The sequence below is a fragment of the Teredinibacter purpureus genome (assembly GCF_014217335.1).
GTDB classification, from domain to species: Bacteria; Pseudomonadota; Gammaproteobacteria; order Pseudomonadales; family Cellvibrionaceae; genus Teredinibacter; species Teredinibacter purpureus.
In genome coordinates this window covers 55177-71270 of the sequence record NZ_CP060092.1, presented here as the reverse complement: position 1 = coordinate 71270, position 16094 = coordinate 55177, and the positions used below count along the sequence as shown (strand labels likewise).

At 48.0% G+C, this 16094-nt stretch carries 12 protein-coding genes; 8 read left to right on the top strand and 4 right to left on the bottom strand.

What is annotated here, in order from left to right; all coding sequences use genetic code 11:
• Positions 1–5: 5 nt before the first annotated feature.
• Positions 6–644 (top strand): SOS response-associated peptidase, encoded by a 639-nt coding sequence (locus H5647_RS00245; RefSeq protein ID WP_045855538.1) that lies wholly within the window; start codon positions 6–8, stop codon positions 642–644.
• 7 nt (positions 645–651) lie between these two features.
• Here the strand turns inward: H5647_RS00245 and H5647_RS00240 are convergent, their stop codons facing one another.
• Positions 652–1776 (bottom strand): anhydro-N-acetylmuramic acid kinase, encoded by a 1125-nt coding sequence (locus H5647_RS00240; RefSeq protein ID WP_045855537.1) that lies wholly within the window; start codon positions 1774–1776, stop codon positions 652–654.
• Between the two features lie 134 nt (positions 1777–1910).
• Positions 1911–3290 (bottom strand): OapA family protein, encoded by a 1380-nt coding sequence (locus tag H5647_RS00235; RefSeq protein ID WP_121495400.1) that lies wholly within the window; start codon positions 3288–3290, stop codon positions 1911–1913.
• Positions 3291–3609: 319 nt separating this feature from the next.
• Between H5647_RS00235 and tyrS the strand changes: the two genes are divergently transcribed.
• A complete protein-coding gene (gene tyrS / locus H5647_RS00230) occupies positions 3610–4914 on the top strand; it encodes a tyrosine--tRNA ligase (RefSeq protein ID WP_045855536.1) in 1305 nt (434 codons plus the stop codon).
• Between the two features lie 214 nt (positions 4915–5128).
• On the opposite strand, the gene H5647_RS00225 is transcribed toward tyrS, so the two are convergent.
• Both H5647_RS00225 and H5647_RS00220 read right to left on the bottom strand, forming a co-directional pair.
• The gene (locus H5647_RS00225) at positions 5129–6436 is read right to left on the bottom strand and encodes a GGDEF domain-containing protein (RefSeq protein WP_045855535.1); all 1308 of its coding nucleotides are present in this window, start codon (positions 6434–6436) and stop codon (positions 5129–5131) included.
• Between the two features lie 244 nt (positions 6437–6680).
• Entirely contained in the window at positions 6681–7346 is a 666-nt protein-coding gene (locus tag H5647_RS00220) for a Fe2+-dependent dioxygenase (RefSeq protein ID WP_045855534.1), read from the bottom strand.
• 91 nt (positions 7347–7437) lie between these two features.
• Between H5647_RS00220 and H5647_RS00215 the strand changes: the two genes are divergently transcribed.
• The 6 genes from H5647_RS00215 (at position 7438) to H5647_RS00190 (ending at position 16079) form a co-directional block, all read left to right on the top strand.
• Complete coding sequence (locus H5647_RS00215) at positions 7438–8259, top strand: hypothetical protein (protein WP_045855533.1); 822 nt, start codon at positions 7438–7440, stop codon at positions 8257–8259.
• A gap of 350 nt (positions 8260–8609) precedes the next feature.
• Positions 8610–10562 carry a TonB-dependent receptor domain-containing protein gene (locus H5647_RS00210; protein ID WP_045855532.1) on the top strand — a complete coding sequence of 651 codons (1953 nt, stop codon included), beginning with the start codon at positions 8610–8612 and terminating at the stop codon, positions 10560–10562.
• 317 nt (positions 10563–10879) lie between these two features.
• Positions 10880–11185, top strand: coding sequence for a hypothetical protein (locus H5647_RS00205; RefSeq protein ID WP_045855530.1), 306 nt, complete (start codon positions 10880–10882; stop codon positions 11183–11185).
• Positions 11182–12846, top strand: coding sequence for a PepSY-associated TM helix domain-containing protein (locus H5647_RS00200; protein ID WP_045855529.1), 1665 nt, complete (start codon positions 11182–11184; stop codon positions 12844–12846). Before H5647_RS00205 ends, H5647_RS00200 begins: the two co-directional genes overlap by 4 nt.
• A 369-nt stretch (positions 12847–13215) precedes the next feature.
• Entirely contained in the window at positions 13216–14451 is a 1236-nt protein-coding gene (locus tag H5647_RS00195) for an isochorismate synthase (protein WP_052691770.1), read from the top strand.
• On the top strand, positions 14448–16079 hold the full coding sequence (locus tag H5647_RS00190; RefSeq protein WP_045855528.1) for a (2,3-dihydroxybenzoyl)adenylate synthase: 1632 nt from the start codon (positions 14448–14450) through the stop codon (positions 16077–16079). The genes H5647_RS00195 and H5647_RS00190 overlap by 4 nt, the downstream gene beginning before the upstream one ends.
• Positions 16080–16094: the final 15 nt, after the last annotated feature.

Sequence of the window (16094 nt, the reverse complement as noted above, 5' to 3'; positions counted from 1 at the left end):
TAACTATGTGTGGTCGCTTCGCAAATCATTTGCAGGATATGCATCGTTGGGCGGCGTTATTGGCTGACTGGCCCGCAGGCGCGCCTACCGGTTTCAATGTTGCGCCCACGCAGCAAGTGCCGGTGTTAACGTCTGGGGGTGTTTATTCCATGCGTTGGGGGTTGATACCCCGTTGGTCTAAAGACGCGGTGCCTAGGTTCGCCACTTTTAACGCGCGTATTGAGACGGTGGCTGAAAAACCCGCTTTTCGGGAGCCGTGGAGACATCGTCAGCATTGCTTGATTCCCATTTTGGGTTACTACGAATGGAAAACAGAGGGGCGTACTAAACAGCCCTATTTTATTCGTGCGCAAGTAACGAGTGAGCCTTTGGTCTTGGCGGGCTTATGGGAGCAGCGCGACGAGGCGCTTTCGTTCACCGTGCTAACAGAGCCTGCCGTGAACGCGTTAACGGAATTGCACCGCCGCATGCCCGTTATGCTACAGCCGGAACATGCGATGGAGTGGTTGTTAACGGGAGAGTCATTGCCTAGTGATGGAAATGATCGCTCAACAGTACAATATTATGCCGTCGACAAAGGTGTCAATAATACACGGCATCAAGGCGAGACGTTAATCAGCCCAGCGCTTATCGAGCCGGATTAATATCGTGTTAAGCGTAATAGACCCCACCTAATATCAGCGTATTCGAGGCGCCAGTTACGGCGGGAATATTGCCCGGTTTTCGGTCTAGAGTGCGCATGGCCAGCCAAGCAAAGGCAACAGCTTCTACCCAATCGGGGTGTAAGTTTAATGCCTCTGTAGTGTCGAGTTTAAATTGGGGTAGCAACGTTGTTAGGCGTTCGAAAAGGTGCGTGTTGTGTGCACCGCCGCCGCACACGAAAATGTGTGTTCCGTGTTCGCAGGTCTCGGTTAACGCGTTTGCTATCGTTACGGCGGTAAGCTCCGTCAATGTGGCTTGTACATCTTGCGGCGTAAACGGCGTAATAGTTTGTTCTACGGCCGAGGTTACCCAGCTCAGATCAAAATCTTCTCTACCTGTACTTTTGGGCGCAGGCATGCGGAAAAAAGAGTGACTAAGAAGTTTGTCTAATAATTCTTGATTCACCGTGCCTTCAGCGGCCCAGCCACCACTTTTATCGAAGCTATGGGAGCCAAATGAGCTAATCCAAGCGTCCATTAATACATTGCCCGGCCCAGTGTCAAACCCTACTACGTTGCCTTCTTTTGATAGATAGGTAACGTTACTCATCCCGCCAATATTGAGTATGCAGCGAGATTCGGTGCTTGATGAAAACATTTCTTTATGGAAGGTTGGGGCTAGTGGCGCACCTTGTCCGCCCGCCGCCATATCTCTACGGCGAAAATCGGCAACGGTGGTAATGCCGGTAAGCTGGGTAATGGTGCTGGGGTCGCCAATTTGCAGAGTGAATTGATCGGGAGTCCCTGCGCTTCGGGGCCTATGGCGAATAGTTTGGCCGTGGCTGCCTATGGCCGTTATATCGCTAGCGGTATAACCAGTTTCGGCTAACAGTTGGTTCACCGCTCTTGCGAAGAGTATACCCATTTGTTTGTCGAGCGCGCCCATGCGATCGATTTCGTTCGCTCCGGGGCGGGTGAGATCAAATATTTTTTGTCGGGTGCGATCTTCAAAGGAAATTCCTACTGTCCCATGAAGGCGTAACGTGTTGTCGGAAAATTCAACCAGTGCGGCATCAATGGAATCGACACTGGTGCCAGACATCAGGCCAATAAACAGGCGTTTAGCCTCTGACATAGGAAGCCTCTATAAACTTCGTGCGTTAAGAAAGGCGCAAGCTTGTGGCTCGAACCATGAATAATTCGGGTGGTAAAAACGACTGCAAGCCCCGCTACGTATACGTAAACCGGCCGTTTGAGCGCTATTAGGAATTATAATTTTTTTGTGTCGCCAATGGTATGACTGTGGGCAAGTTTTGTTGTACTAGCGAGAGGGTTTAATTCAGCGAGTAGTGGTTGAGTGTGTTGATAAAAACGCTGCAGCTCGCTTTTGGCAATGGCTTTTGCTTTGGGCAGGGCGATAGTAACAGGGTTTCTTACTGCGCCGTTGACATAAAACTCGTAGTGAAGATGGGGGCCTGTGGCCAACCCAGTGGAGCCAACGTACGCAATAACTTGGCCTTGTTTAACGCGCACACCTTTTCTAATGCCGCGATTAAATTTGCTGATGTGGGCATAAAGGGTTTTGTAGGTTTGGCCGTGCTGAACAATCACGACGTTGCCGTAGCCTCCTTTTCGTCCCGCATAAATCACCTTGCCATCGCCCGCCGAGCGAATGGGGGTGCCGTGCCCTGCGGCGTAATCGGTGCCTTTGTGGGCACGTATTTTATTCAGCACTGGGTGTTTGCGTCGTAAATTAAAGTGTGAAGAAATTCGGGCAAAGTCGATAGGAGAGCGCAAAAATTCTTTGCGCATTGTGTCACCTGCGGGGGTGTAATATTGGCTATTACCGTTGCTGTCTTCGTAGCGTACCGCGTGGAAAGTGGTACCCTTATTGGTAAATTGTGCGGCTAAGATATTGCCGTTACCAATTTTTTCGCCGTCGAGAAATGATTCTTCAAATAACACTTTAAAGGCATCACCTTCACGAATGTCGAGCATAAAGTCTATATCCCAGCCAAATATTCCGGCCAGTTCCATCACGAGCTTATCGTCTAATCGAGCGTCTTTCCCCGCAAGAAAAAGCGAGTCTGTAATAGTGGCGGATCGGGAGGCTAGAATAATGTCGGGTTTGCGCTGGTTTTCGGTATACGCGAAACCGCTTTCGTTGCGGGTAAAGCTAAAACTGTTCAGCTGGTCTTGGGTGTACGTAAGCTTTTGTAAATCACCATCTTTATTAATGGCAAAATCAAGTGTATGACCAGGGTATAGCGCTGCGAGCTTTTTGCCATGTTCGGCGTGCAGAAGTGCCATCATGGTGCGATCGGTCAGGCCTGCCCGCTTAAAAATAAGAGAGAGGTTGTCACCCGATTTTACGGTTTCTCTCGTGTTGCTTTCTAAGGAGGCTAGCTGGTTTTCGAGTAGGTCTAGCTCTGGAGCCAAGCTAGGCATTGCAGCCGTAGCTGAGTGCAGAGCTGGGATGGGGATGCTCTGGCTTTGGCGTTTAGCTTCGGTATTTTTACTAGGAAGCATCAAGAAAAGACCAAGACACACGGAGAGTGTTGCTATGGCAATAATGTGTTTACGGGGTAGCGCCGACAGCAGTGATGACGCTGTTTTTTGCTCGCGTGTAAAACGGTTTTGTCTTTTCATATCAACGGGTTGCATTTAAATCTTAACTAAAAGCCTATTAGTGAGCTGTAACTATCAAATTTATAACAGAAAAATCATCAAATATCACCCACGTATTGAGAAATTACAGGTAATAGAACAAAGGAATCTGGATCTTAGGTTTTTATAATGTGTTTGTAAGTGATCACTTCCTTACGAATGATGATTTTCATTGCCTGCAGTATGAAATACCGGTTTGTTTTGTACGTTATTTTCGGTATCGTTTGCGCCTCTTTTAATAGTGCGGGTAGCGCTATTACCTTAAACCATTCAATGAATACATTCGACGTAGGGTAGATGCATGACAGCGGTAGATTCCAACCTTCTTAACGACCTTCAGGCCCGAGGCCTTGTTGCCCAAATGACCGGCGATGATCAGTTACAGACGTGGTTAGACGAATCTCGCACACTCTATTGCGGGTTCGACCCGACCGCCGACAGCCTCCATATTGGCAGCTTGGTGCCGCTCTTGACGTTAAAGCGTTTTCAGGACGCAGGCCATAAGCCTTTGGCTTTGGTGGGGGGGGCGACAGGTTTAATTGGCGACCCTAGCTTTAAAGCGCAAGAGCGACAGCTGAATACGCCCGATGTGGTAGCGGGTTGGGTTGATAAACTGCGTACCCAAGTGTCTCGTTTTATCGATTTTGACGGTGGCGATAATGCCGCTGAGGTTGTGAATAATTTAGATTGGATCGGTAATGTAAACGTACTCGATTTTTTGCGGGATGTAGGCAAGCATTTTTCAATTAACAATATGATTCAAAAAGAATCGGTGAAGCAGCGCATTGACCGAGAAGGTGCGGGTATTTCCTTTACTGAATTTACGTATATGATTTTGCAATCGTACGATTTTGCAGAGCTTTATAAGCAGCACAATTGTACGCTGCAGATAGGCGGCTCCGATCAGTGGGGTAATATCACTGGCGGAATTGATTTGACGCGTCGCATGTACTCGGGGCACGTGTTTGGGTTAACGCTTCCTTTGGTTACAAAATCGGACGGCACTAAATTCGGTAAAACGGAGTCGGGCACTATTTGGCTAGATCCCGCTAAAACTTCGCCGTATGCATTCTTCCAGTTTTGGTTGAACACCGCAGATGCCGACACGTATAAGTTTTTACGCTTTTTTACCTTTTTGTCGGTTGGAGATATTGCTGAAATCGAAGCTCGAGATACAGCCGCAGCCGGCCGCCCGGAAGGGCAAGGCATCTTGGCAAAAGAAGTCACGAAGCTTATTCATGGCGAAGACGGCTTGCTGGCCGCTGAGCGTATTACGGCGGCAATGTTTAGCGGCAATTTAGGTGATTTAAGTGAGTCGGACTTAGAGCAATTAGCGTTGGATGGTTTACCTGCTAGCCAATTAGTGGCTGGCGAGTTTACCGACAAACCCTTAACAACCTTGCTAGCCGAATGTGGCATGGTTAAAGCGGGCCGAGAGGTGAAAGATGCCTTGGGCCGGAACGCGGTGTTGATTAATGGGGCTGCAAAAGGGGCAGGGGATAATATGAAGGCTGCTGAATGTTTCGCAAAAGAGCATGCATTGTTTAATCGTTTTTTCTTGGTGAAATTGGGCAAAAAGAAAAATCATTTGTTTGAATTAGTCTAGAAAAATAGTGCAGTCTCCCTCGCTCTAGAGGGTGGTCTTAGGGGCGAATAGAGAGAGTGACGATAACGTACGGATACCTTTTAGTCGCCGCTCTAAGGCCGTAAATATAGTGTGTTTGACGGTGCAATGCAGGACTATATCAATAGTTTTTAATGAAAAAGCCGAGTATATGCTCGGCTTTTTTTGTTTTGAAACCGCTAAAATACTGACAACCTTATTCAGCCGTTTTAACGCAGTTACGCCCTGAGTTCTTCGCTAAATAAAGTGCACGGTCTACGTGGCGGAACGTGTCTTCAAAACACTCGTCTACTGCTGCGGTACCCACACCAAAACTTGCCGTTAGTCGAATGTTTAGTTCACCACAAAATACAAAGTTGGCAATGCGTTGGCGAATAGCCTCGGCGGTATCTCTCGCTTGCATTACGCTCGTGCCGGAAAAAAGCAGAATAAATTCTTCGCCCCCCCAGCGGCCTGCATAGCCGCGTGTGCCGGCGGCATCTCTCAATATTGCGCCAAGCGATTCAAGTACTTTATCGCCAACGTCATGCCCATAACTATCATTGATAGGCTTAAAAAAATCGATATCCATAAGTACTATTGCAGTATCGGACCATTTGGATTGCCGGTCGATTTTATCAACTTCTCGCTGAATCCCTCTTCTGTTTAATGTACTCGTGAGCTGGTCAATTAACGATAGCTCTTTAAAGCGATTGGATTCTGCTTCCAGTTTTTCGGCTTTGGTTAAGGCGTAGTCTAGCTGCTCGGTATTTCGGGTTAACAGCGAGCGGTAGTGAAACAGTTGTTGTAAATTTTTTAATACTAATATTAAAAACCAAAACCCTACGATGCCCAAATACCACGATTCTTTCGTTAACCAAATACCCTCTAATCGAATATAGGCCACCTGAATATCGTGAACCCCGATTCGCGCGGGGTAGGGGTGGTCTATACCAATATTAATAGCGTTAGAAAACTCAGGATAGGACAACTCCGTAGGAAGGTTCATTGCTCTTACCCACCAATTGGCGAGCGAAAATTGGGTAAGGGGAAGGGAAACTTCGATATTAAGGTCGTTTGTCGCAACAAGTACGCGCGCATATTTGGCGGTATTGCGCGTGTCGTTTACATTCGAAAGCCCATGGGCAAAGTGGCGTACATAAAACCGCAAAAGTTCAGCATCGCCCTTATAGTGAAGTTTAATCTTTAATGTTGTGTAGTGGGAGTAATCTATACCGGCCGAAAGCCCATCGCCTTGCAATACATCGAAGCCGCAATATTTATAGTGGGCGGGTGTATCATAAAAAGTACAACGAAAAGCGTGGTTGGTCTTATCAAGCCATTCGCCAACACTGGTTCCGGTATTCTCAGAGTCCATGTAGAGGCTGGTTGTTGAACCTGGCGTTAAGAGTGTTAGCGAGCGAGGGGGTATCCAATCGTAGGCAAATATTGCCAAGATTGTGAGCAGAAAAGCGAGATAAAGCCATTGAGACTTAAGCTGGATAGAGAGGTAACCCTTTACCATCTTTGTTGTTGGCCCCGCTTTTTTAATTGGCTAGTTTTGTTGCTAGTTTCGCTAAAGGCAGTGCTGGGCATTGTTAGCGATGGTTGGTGTCGATCGTATCAATATTTGTAAGAGTACGCCCAAGTATAGTGCTAATTGAGCAACACTATTGGCGTTAGTTGGATCGTGTATGAACGCGCTGCCTTGAAGGGGAAAGAAGCAATGCGTTGGGGCAATTGCCTCCCCATTAAACGCTTTCCATCTTCTAGGTTTCGTCCCACATGCGGGTAAGGTTGGCTTTTATTTTCTGTAGTGACAAGCGTGTCTTGTGGTGCTCGGGAGTATTGTTTAGTTCGGCTAGGCATTTGCTCAGATCGAAGAGTATTTCTCGTGCTTCAGGGCTTTTAATTCGGCTCTGAATCCATCCTACAGCGGCGAGCCTTTTCCCTGATGTTACTTCGGCTACTCGGTGTAAATGGGTGCTGGCGTAGAGTATCAGGCTGCCTTGCGGAAGTTTTATATATTCATCGCCGCTTGGTTTTTGTAGCACAAGCTCACCTCCCTCGTAATTTTCGGGCTTGGACAGAAAGAGTGTATAGGACAAATCTGTGCGTACGTTATCGATAAAAGGGTTATCGATATGGCTACCGTACTGCATATTCTCCGTGTAGCAGGACATTAATGCATTCGTAAAATTGAGCGGAATGGCTGCGGCGACCAGTAGTGGGTGCTTACGCAGCGCCAGCTCAATCGTTTTTTGAGCCCCTTTAATTTCGAGGCTACCCTGCTTTGCTTGCCAATTATTTTTGACGGATTTTGCCGTGTTACCGGCGGTATTTCGGCCGTCTTCGTAAAGATGGGAAGCCTCTAGCAACGATGTGAGCGCTTCAATTTGATAGGTATCGAGAACGTTATGAATGATGATTTGCATATTTTTGAATGAGAATTATTTGCGGTTGAGTGAGAGGTAAGTTAACTTACGAAACAAGCTAAACAATAACCGAAATGACAAGGGACTATACATGAACAAGCAGAAAAAATTGTGGATTGGGGTTAGTGCGATCACGTTTGCGGGCTTGGCGACATTGAATGGTTGTAGCAGTGAAACCCAAAGTGATGCGCGAGAGGTTAACGGTGCAGGCTATACCTCGCCAAATATGATTATTGCGGACGAAGGTGAAGGCGAAGGTGCTTCTGATGCTGCCGGTCTTGAGACTGATGATCTTGCTTATCTTACGCAGTTGGGCCTAATGCGTGGCCATCTTTATGTTGGTTATTCACTGTACCAAGCCGACCATGTGGAACACGCAAAAACCCATATGAAACACCCTAAAAGTGAGTTATACGCAGCAATCGAACCGGCCTTTGCCGCAAGAGGCGTGGCCGGGTTTGCGACTGAATTACAGCGTTTGGCCTCGCTGGTAGGTGCTGGTGCGGAAAAGTCGATTGTCGCGCACGCCTATAACGAATTGATGGAGGCGATTGGTCATGCCGAACAGGGTGTGAATACCCAGGCGCAAACTAGCGCCATGCAGCTGAAACGTGTGGTTGAATTACTGCGCGTTGCGGGCGAAGAGTATGCCATTGCGGTGGTAGATGGCCAGCTTTCGAATGCCCATGAATACCAAGACGCTCTGGGGTTTACCACCATAGCGAAGCAGCTTATCGCTAGCGGCAGAACACAAGAGGGTGATGCAGGTGAGGCGTCGGCTAAAGCGGCTCGAATTATTGATGAGCTAGCCGCGATGTGGCCGAGTCTTATTCCGCCGCTAACACTGGATACCGATGCAGGAGCACTTTATGGTGCGGCCGCGAAAATCGAATTACTGGCCAATGGGCTCTAACCGGCCCGCCCACTTATAGGCGTTTAACGCGGCGCCTTCGTCGTCGCGCGTTCGATACTTTTGGTGCCGGAAGCCTATCCCTTTTAATGAAGGGACTTTGGCCGTAAGTAAGTGCACGCTTTTGCTGAATAACCAAGCCTCTTACGCCTATTTCAAGGCGTGATCTTATGCGCTTTTGAGTGGATAACCCGTTTGTGAATCTTAAATACCTTAGCAATGAAAGGCAGGGGCCATAGTGATGTTTGATGACAATAGAACCCAAACTCTGATTGAGAATTGTTCTCAGTTGCATTATCATTCGCAGCAATTGAGTTTATTTTCTATTATTACGTCCCCCCAAGGAATTTGAAATGATCAAAAAGACGTCCCTTCTAAGCGCTGCCATAGCGTCAATTGTGTTACCCAGTTTTGCGCAAGAAAGTATTGAAACAGTACTGGTCGTAGGCGAAAGAGAGCCCGGTAACATGCTGCTGGACGATGAGGCGCTGCAGCGTATTCAGGCGGCAACACTCGAAGATATTTTTTCGAACCAGTCTTCCGTCGCGGTTGGCGGCGGGTCTGCAACCGCACAGAAAATTTACGTGCGGGGCTTTGAAGATGTGATGCTGAATGTCACGGTTGATGGCGCGCAAAGCCCCGGCGAACTGTATCACCACCAGGCCCGCGTACAGTTGGAGCCGGAATTTATAAAGCGTATTGAATTGGATGCGGGTGCAGGCGCCGCCACTAATGGCGCTGGCGCGTTAACAGGAGCATTGCGCGTTACCTTGAAAAATGCGTTTGACATGTTAGAGGATGATGCGAATGTAGGGGCTTTGGTAAAAGGGACCTACATGGCCAATGGCGATAACGGTTCTAAAATTACGGGTTCTGCGTATGGCCGTCTTTCCGATAACACCGGTGTTATTGTTGGTTTTTCAGGCGAAGATCGCAAAGACTACGCCGATGGAAACGGTGATGTGGTTGAGGCTACGCCCTACCAGCATGACCGTAGCTTTTTAAAACTAAATTCGGGTGCGGGCCATCACAGCTTCGACTTCACCTTGGAAAATGTGGCTGATTCGGCAACAACTTATGAGCGCCCAAACCTCACTAATTATGCCGGTCGTTTTCAGTTATCAGACCAAGAGTTAAATCGTAATACGGTATCAATAAATTATGGTTTTGATCCGTCGAGCGAGGCGGTTGACCTTCATATAACCGCTTATACAAACGACTCAGACTTCAAAGTTCAGCGTCAAAACGCGGATGTAATTTACGGTGAAGGTGATTTTGGTAGTATCGGTTTTGACGTACGTAATAGTACAAGCGTCGGTAGCCAGAATATTACCTACGGCATTGACTACCGTGCAGATAACTTAACTTCAGCACAAAATGCGACGCCACCGTTTGCGTGGGGTACAACAGAGCAAAGTGCTTCGGTCACCGGTGTTTACGTGCAAGATAACTGGGCGGCAACACCGCAGCTCAATATAGCCGCGGGTATTCGTTACGATAGTTATAGCCTTGAAGGCGACAGCGGTGTGAGTGATGGCGTGGACATCTCAGATTCAGGTATTAGCCCTAACCTAAGCGCTGCCTTTGAAGTGACAGATTCGTTGGAGTTGCGCGTGGCTTATGCACAAGCGTTTAGAGGTGTCACTATACGCGAAGCGTTTTTCAGCGGTTTGTATTTACATGATGGAACGCTCGAGTCTGAAAAAGCAGACAATATAGAGCTAGGCATTGCCTACGAAAAGAATAATATGTTTGCTCGCGCGACACTGTACGAACAGAATATTGAAAACTTTATTGATGTAGAATACACCGGTGGTGATGTATGGGGTTATTGGCGCAATGTTGGTGATGCCAAAGTAGAGGGTTACGAATTTGAAGCAGGATACAACTTCGACAATATCACGGCAACACTCGGTGTTTGGGATGCCGATAATACCTTGAATGGCGAGCCTCTTTCAGACCGCAATATGGGTTTAGGTACAACCATTGGTCGCACCTGGTTAGGCGCGTTAGAGTTTTCGGGCAGCCAATCGTTGCAATACGGTGTAAATGTACGTTTTGTTGAAAGCGAAAAAAATTCTGTGGTAGAAGGTGCGCCGGATAAAGAATCCTATTCAGTGGTAAAAGCGTATGGGAATTGGTCACCGGTCAGCAGTTTAACGGTATCGCTTACGGTTAATAATTTGTTGAACGAATTCTATTACGATCACGCGACTTACACCTACTTGGGTGCGCCCTCAAATACTTATGTTGGTTACCCTGCAATGGGTCGCGAAGTGGTGGCGTCTCTCGCATACCGTTTCTAATACTGTAGGCCCCCCATTTTTTATGGGGGGCGATAGGATATGTATCCATGCTTTTATTAACCGTTGCCGCAACAATTCTGGGTTGCGGCTTTTTTTATCTCACGCTTCAGCATCAACAAATGCTAAAACGGCCGATGCCGAGTTATCCGTGGCGTTGGTTGTTGGCGGGGTATCAACTCCTATGCTTAGCGGCATTTATTGCTCAGCTTAGTGGGCCTGCTGCATGTTTTATGTGGCTCACAACCTGTATGTGTAGTGGTTGTGTGGTGCCTTTTTTGCCGATGTTAAAAAGAGTACACATAATAGGTTTGAAATAAATGCGCGTGAACATTAAGGCGAGTACCGTCGATTGGTGGGGTAAGAATTGCTTAGGCCTTGTAATGGGTTTTTTGTTAGCGTTAGCGCTATCGAGTCTTTTCGCTTGGCTGGGCCCCGGTGGTATTGATACGCCGCATAAAGTGCAATTTAATATGTGGGTAATGCCGCCTATCATGATGGTGTGCTGGAGTTTGGTGTATCTTTTTCGCAGTGCGGCGCAGGCGTTTTTTTGGTTGGGCGGAATTAATGGCGTGCTATACGGCGTTTTGCTGTGTTGTCGAATGCTGATGGAGTCACAGGTATGAAAATTCGCGCAGACATAGTGCGAACCTATCTAACGGTGCATACCTGGGTGGGCATCGTCTCGGGTCTCGTATTATTTATCGCGTTTTTCGCCGGCGCTATTAATATGTTCAAGGCACCTATTAATCAATGGAGCACCCCGCCGTCGAGCCTTCAAACTTCTATCGAAACGGAACAGTTACAATTTTTAGTTGACGAAGTATTGGCTCAATATCCAGCCGCGCGCACGGGGTTTAAATTGCAGTTCGATCCTTCGGCTGCCCCTATTAGTTGGGCGGAAGATAATCGGCGAAGTAAAACGATACAGTTAACGGAAACCCGCTGGCAGGCAAATATAAATACAGCGGTAACTGCAATCGCAAATGAAAGTGTAACCGAAGCCCTAAGTGAAGCAAAAAATAAAGCTGAATCTGACAATCATAGTATCGAAGTAGTGAAGGTGAAGCCTTCGGTGCTGGGCGGGCTTATTGATATGCTCCATCAAACCGCGGGAATTCCCAGTAAAGTGGGTGGTGAATATTTAGGGGTTTGGGTTACGGGTTCGGCGGCCATGTTGTATTTTCTAGCACTGGTATCGGGGTTGATTATTTTGTTGCCTACTTTAGCCAAAAATTTTCTTCGGTTGCGCACCCAGAAAAGTAAGCGCCGGTTTTGGTTAGATGCGCACAACATTATCGGCGTGACGAGTTTGCCCTTTCACCTTGTTATCTGTATCACCGCTATTGGGTTTGCTTTTCACGATCAGTTTTACGGTGGTTTAAGTTGGGCGGCCTACGGCGATAAACCTTTATTTGGGCGTGCTCCTCTGGTTATTGGAGGGGTACCAGCTCTTTCTACGCTCTTACCGGTTTCTGATATTACAGAACGTGTTCATCAGGTGGCGCCGGGCTTCCGTATTGCTGAGCTAGCCTACATGAATTTAAATTCACCTCGCCCCATGGTATTAGTGTCGTTAGAGAGCCCTGCGCATATGGTACGAGGTGCACATGCAGCGTTTATGGGCCTAAATCCGTTTACCGGTGAATTAAATGCTTCAAGCGTTATTCCCGGTAAGGCAGACCCGTGGAATGCGGTTGTGGGTAAACTATTCTCGTTACATTTTGGTAGTTTTGGTGGCAACGTTACACGTTGGTTGTACTTTACGCTTGGGCTTGCGGGTGCGTTTTTATTTTTTAGTGGTAACGTGCTGTGGTTAGAAAAACGCCGTAAAAAATTGGCCGAAGTCCCATTCGGTGATAGTGAGCCGAAGGGCGTTAGATTTCTTTCGGCGCTTACCTCGGGTGTGTGCTTGGGTTCGGTTACCGGCGTGGGCGCATGTTTGGCGGCCAGCAAGTGGTTGCAGCTTTATAGTCAGGAGGTTGGGTATGGCTACCTTTGGGTGTACTACGTGGTTTTTCTCGCGGTCAACGCATGGGCGTTTTTAGTTGGGGGGCGTAAAGCATCGTACCAGCTAATGTTGCTTGCGAGTGTGGTTTGGCTGGCCGTTCCGGCGACCTCCTCATTAGCTTTTTTGTGGCCTGAATTATCCCTGTGGGTGCATATAAACTTATCATCTTTAGCGGTTGATGCTTTTGCGTTGCTTGCGAGTGTTTTCTTGTTGTATGCAGGCTATCGCCTACGCTCGAAAATACTACACGCCGCCCGTCCGGTGCGCGTTATCTAAGTTCTTTCATCTAAATTCTTCGTCTCTTCCGGCATAACCTATCGCCTATTCAAGGCGACAGGTTATGCCGCGTCTATTTCTATGCCGTTAAAACGTTCTGCTCGGTAGCAGCTTTCGGCTACACGTTACTTTTTAGTTGGGTTGTGCGCCAGAAAAAGAAGGAGGGCGCGCCTAAACGTTATTCGTAATGCTAATCGTTATCGTTTGTATTTACATCGTATCTTTGGAGTGTTACATTTCTCTCGCTTTTGAGAGAGATGTTTGTTCGCACGTTAAGTGTTGCGAGAGCCATGCTGCTGTGTGGGAAAGATTTCTTTTTTCATCCATAAAAGACCGAGTGTTATACGCCCTTTGGGGGAGCGATAAATCATGAGCCTAGCAGACGCGAGTACTATTGAACCGGTTCGCACACCGCGTAACGCAGTGAATGCGAATGAACTTACGGCTTCGTCGTTAAGTCAATTTAACCCGTTAAATGATTGTTTACTGGCAACCGGTCAGGTTGGGCTCATTGCTTCTGGGCGAAGTCAATCCATTCGCTTGCCTGTAACGGATGAGAACGGAAGCCAGGAGAGCTTTCATTCGGCGGTGAAAGAGGCGTTGTCGGCGGCAAGAGCTGCGGGGCAATTGTCTCCCGTTGTAGTGGGTGCCATACCTTTTGATACGCGTAAGCCTTCACATCTTTTTGTGCCCAAGAGTCATCGTTTTTTGCCCGCCTCCGATTTTCAAGCGTTGCAAGGTGGTCAGCAAGAGGTGTCGCTTGTTGACGCAACTAGTGCGCCCGATGAGCGTGGGTACAGGGATGCCGTTACTGCATTGGTAAGGCAATTTGAGGCAGGTGAGTTACAAAAATCGGTATTGTCTCGGCGTTTGGATATGGTGTTAAGTGCGCCCGTTGATCCGGTTAAGTTGATGGGAGCGATTGTTCAGCAAAATCCCGCGAGCCATTATTTTTCTGTGCCACTTGAAGACGGCAGTATTTTTATGGGCGCAAGCCCTGAGTTGCTCGTGCGTCGGCACGGTATGGAGCTCCAGGCGAATCCGTTAGCGGGTTCCATTGCGAGAGAATCTGATCCCAGTAAAGATTGCTTGGTAAGCGAGCGATTATTGACGTCAGAAAAAGATTTGCGGGAGCATCGTCTTGTTGTCGATGATATTAAACGTAATCTAGCCCCCTATTGCGTATCGCTCGATGTTCCCGCAACCCCTTCGTTAGTGTCTACGCCGGCTATGTGGCACTTATCAACGCGCCTGCAAGGTTGGCTAAAAAACCCAGAAGTCACCAGTTTAACATTGGCGTGTGCGCTGCATCCTACGCCTGCGGTGTGTGGCTTTCCCACGAAGGAAGCGAAAGAGGCGCTTCTGTCGCTCGAAAATTATGATCGGCATTTATTTACCGGCATTGTGGGTTGGTGTGATGCGAACGGTAATGGCGATTGGGCCATTGCCATTCGGTGTGGCCAAGTGCAGCAACAATCTATTCAGCTGTTCGCTGGTGCCGGTATTGTTTTAGGGTCTCAGCCGGAAAAAGAGTGGCTAGAAACACAAGCTAAGCTGGCCACTATGTTGCGAGCCATGGGCTTGTCGGGTAATGCGCCATTATGAGTTCGACGCTCCTCCCTTTTACGCGTTGGCCCGACATGTTAGCTGCACATTATCGCGAACAAGGGTGCTGGCGAGATGAGCCACTCATTGCAATATTGGCACGTTCGGTAGCGTCATGGCCGGAGCGCACGGCGATTGTCTGCGGTGATCGAGAGTGGAGCTACGCCATGCTCGACGAGCGCTCAACGAACATGGCCCGGAACCTAAGCGCACGGGGATTAACCGTAGGTGATACGGCCGTAGTGCAGCTACCTAACATTGCTGAGTTTTATTGCGTTTTCTTTGCGCTCTTAAAAATCGGTGTTGCACCGGTTAACGCATTAATGAGCCACAATAAATTTGAGCTAAGCAGTTACTGTCAGCAATTAAAACCAACGCTTATTATTGGTAGTGCAGAGCACGCATTGTTTTCGGGCGATGATTTTATCGCATCGCTTGTTGCTGATTATCCGTCTATTCGACATGTTGTTCTCTCTGGGCGCAGCTGGCAGGGCGAAAGTCTTGAAGCGTGCTGCAGTGTTGTTGCGTCGATAAGCGATGACAGCTTTAACGCGAGCCCGGCAGATGAGGTCGCTTTTTTTCAGCTCTCCGGTGGTTCCACCGGCACACCAAAACTTATTCCTCGCACACATAATGATTACGAATACAGTGTGCGAGAAAGTGTAGGTGTATGTGGCTTTAATACGACAACACGCTACCTCTGTGCCCTTCCAGCAGCCCACAACTTTGTGTTGAGTTCTCCTGGAGCGCTCGGCGTTTTTATGGCCGGTGGTACCGTAGTGTTGGGTGATAACCCAAGCCCCGATTATTGTTTTGAGTTAATTGAGAAGCATTGCATTACGGTCGTTTCACTTGTTCCGCCCGCACTTATTCTATGGTTGCAGTGCCAACAGCTTCACAATACTCATTTGCCCAGCCTAGATTTTATTCAGGTAGGCGGTGCCGCCTTAAGCCCCGAAACAGCGGCACAAGTTCCGGTTAGATTTGGCTGTAAGTTACAGCAAGTTTTCGGCATGGCCGAAGGCTTGGTGAACTATACCCGTCTCAGTGATAGCGAGGCACGGGTGAATCATTGTCAGGGGCGGCCCATGTCCGAGCACGATGAATTGAAAGTGGTGAATGAGAGCGGCGAGTGTGTTGACGAGGGTGAAATAGGCCAGCTTGCAACGCAGGGGCCTTATACCGTAAGGGGGTACTTCAATGCTCCCGAGCATAATCAGCAGGCGTTTGATTCACAAGGGTATTACCTAACTGGAGATCTAGTGCGTAAAACGACTGAAGGTGATCTGCAAGTGGTTGGTCGCATAAAAGAACAGATTAATCGTGGAGGCGAAAAAATTGCCGCCGCAGAAATTGAAAATCTTTTGCTCAAACATGAGTGTATTGCGAATGCTGCAATTGTGCCTATTCCGGACGAAAGAATGGGCGAAAAAACCTGTGTATTTGTAATTACTCACGTGAATTGTGCGCAACCTCGCCCCGTAGCGATTAGGCGATATCTCAGAAATTTGGGTATCGCCGCCTACAAAGTGCCCGACCGTTTTGAGTTTGTCGAACAATTTCCGTTAACCCCTGTTGGGAAAGTAAATAAGCGCCAGCTGGCGAAGCAAGCGCTTGCGTGCGCATAAAATATTCTGTGGAAA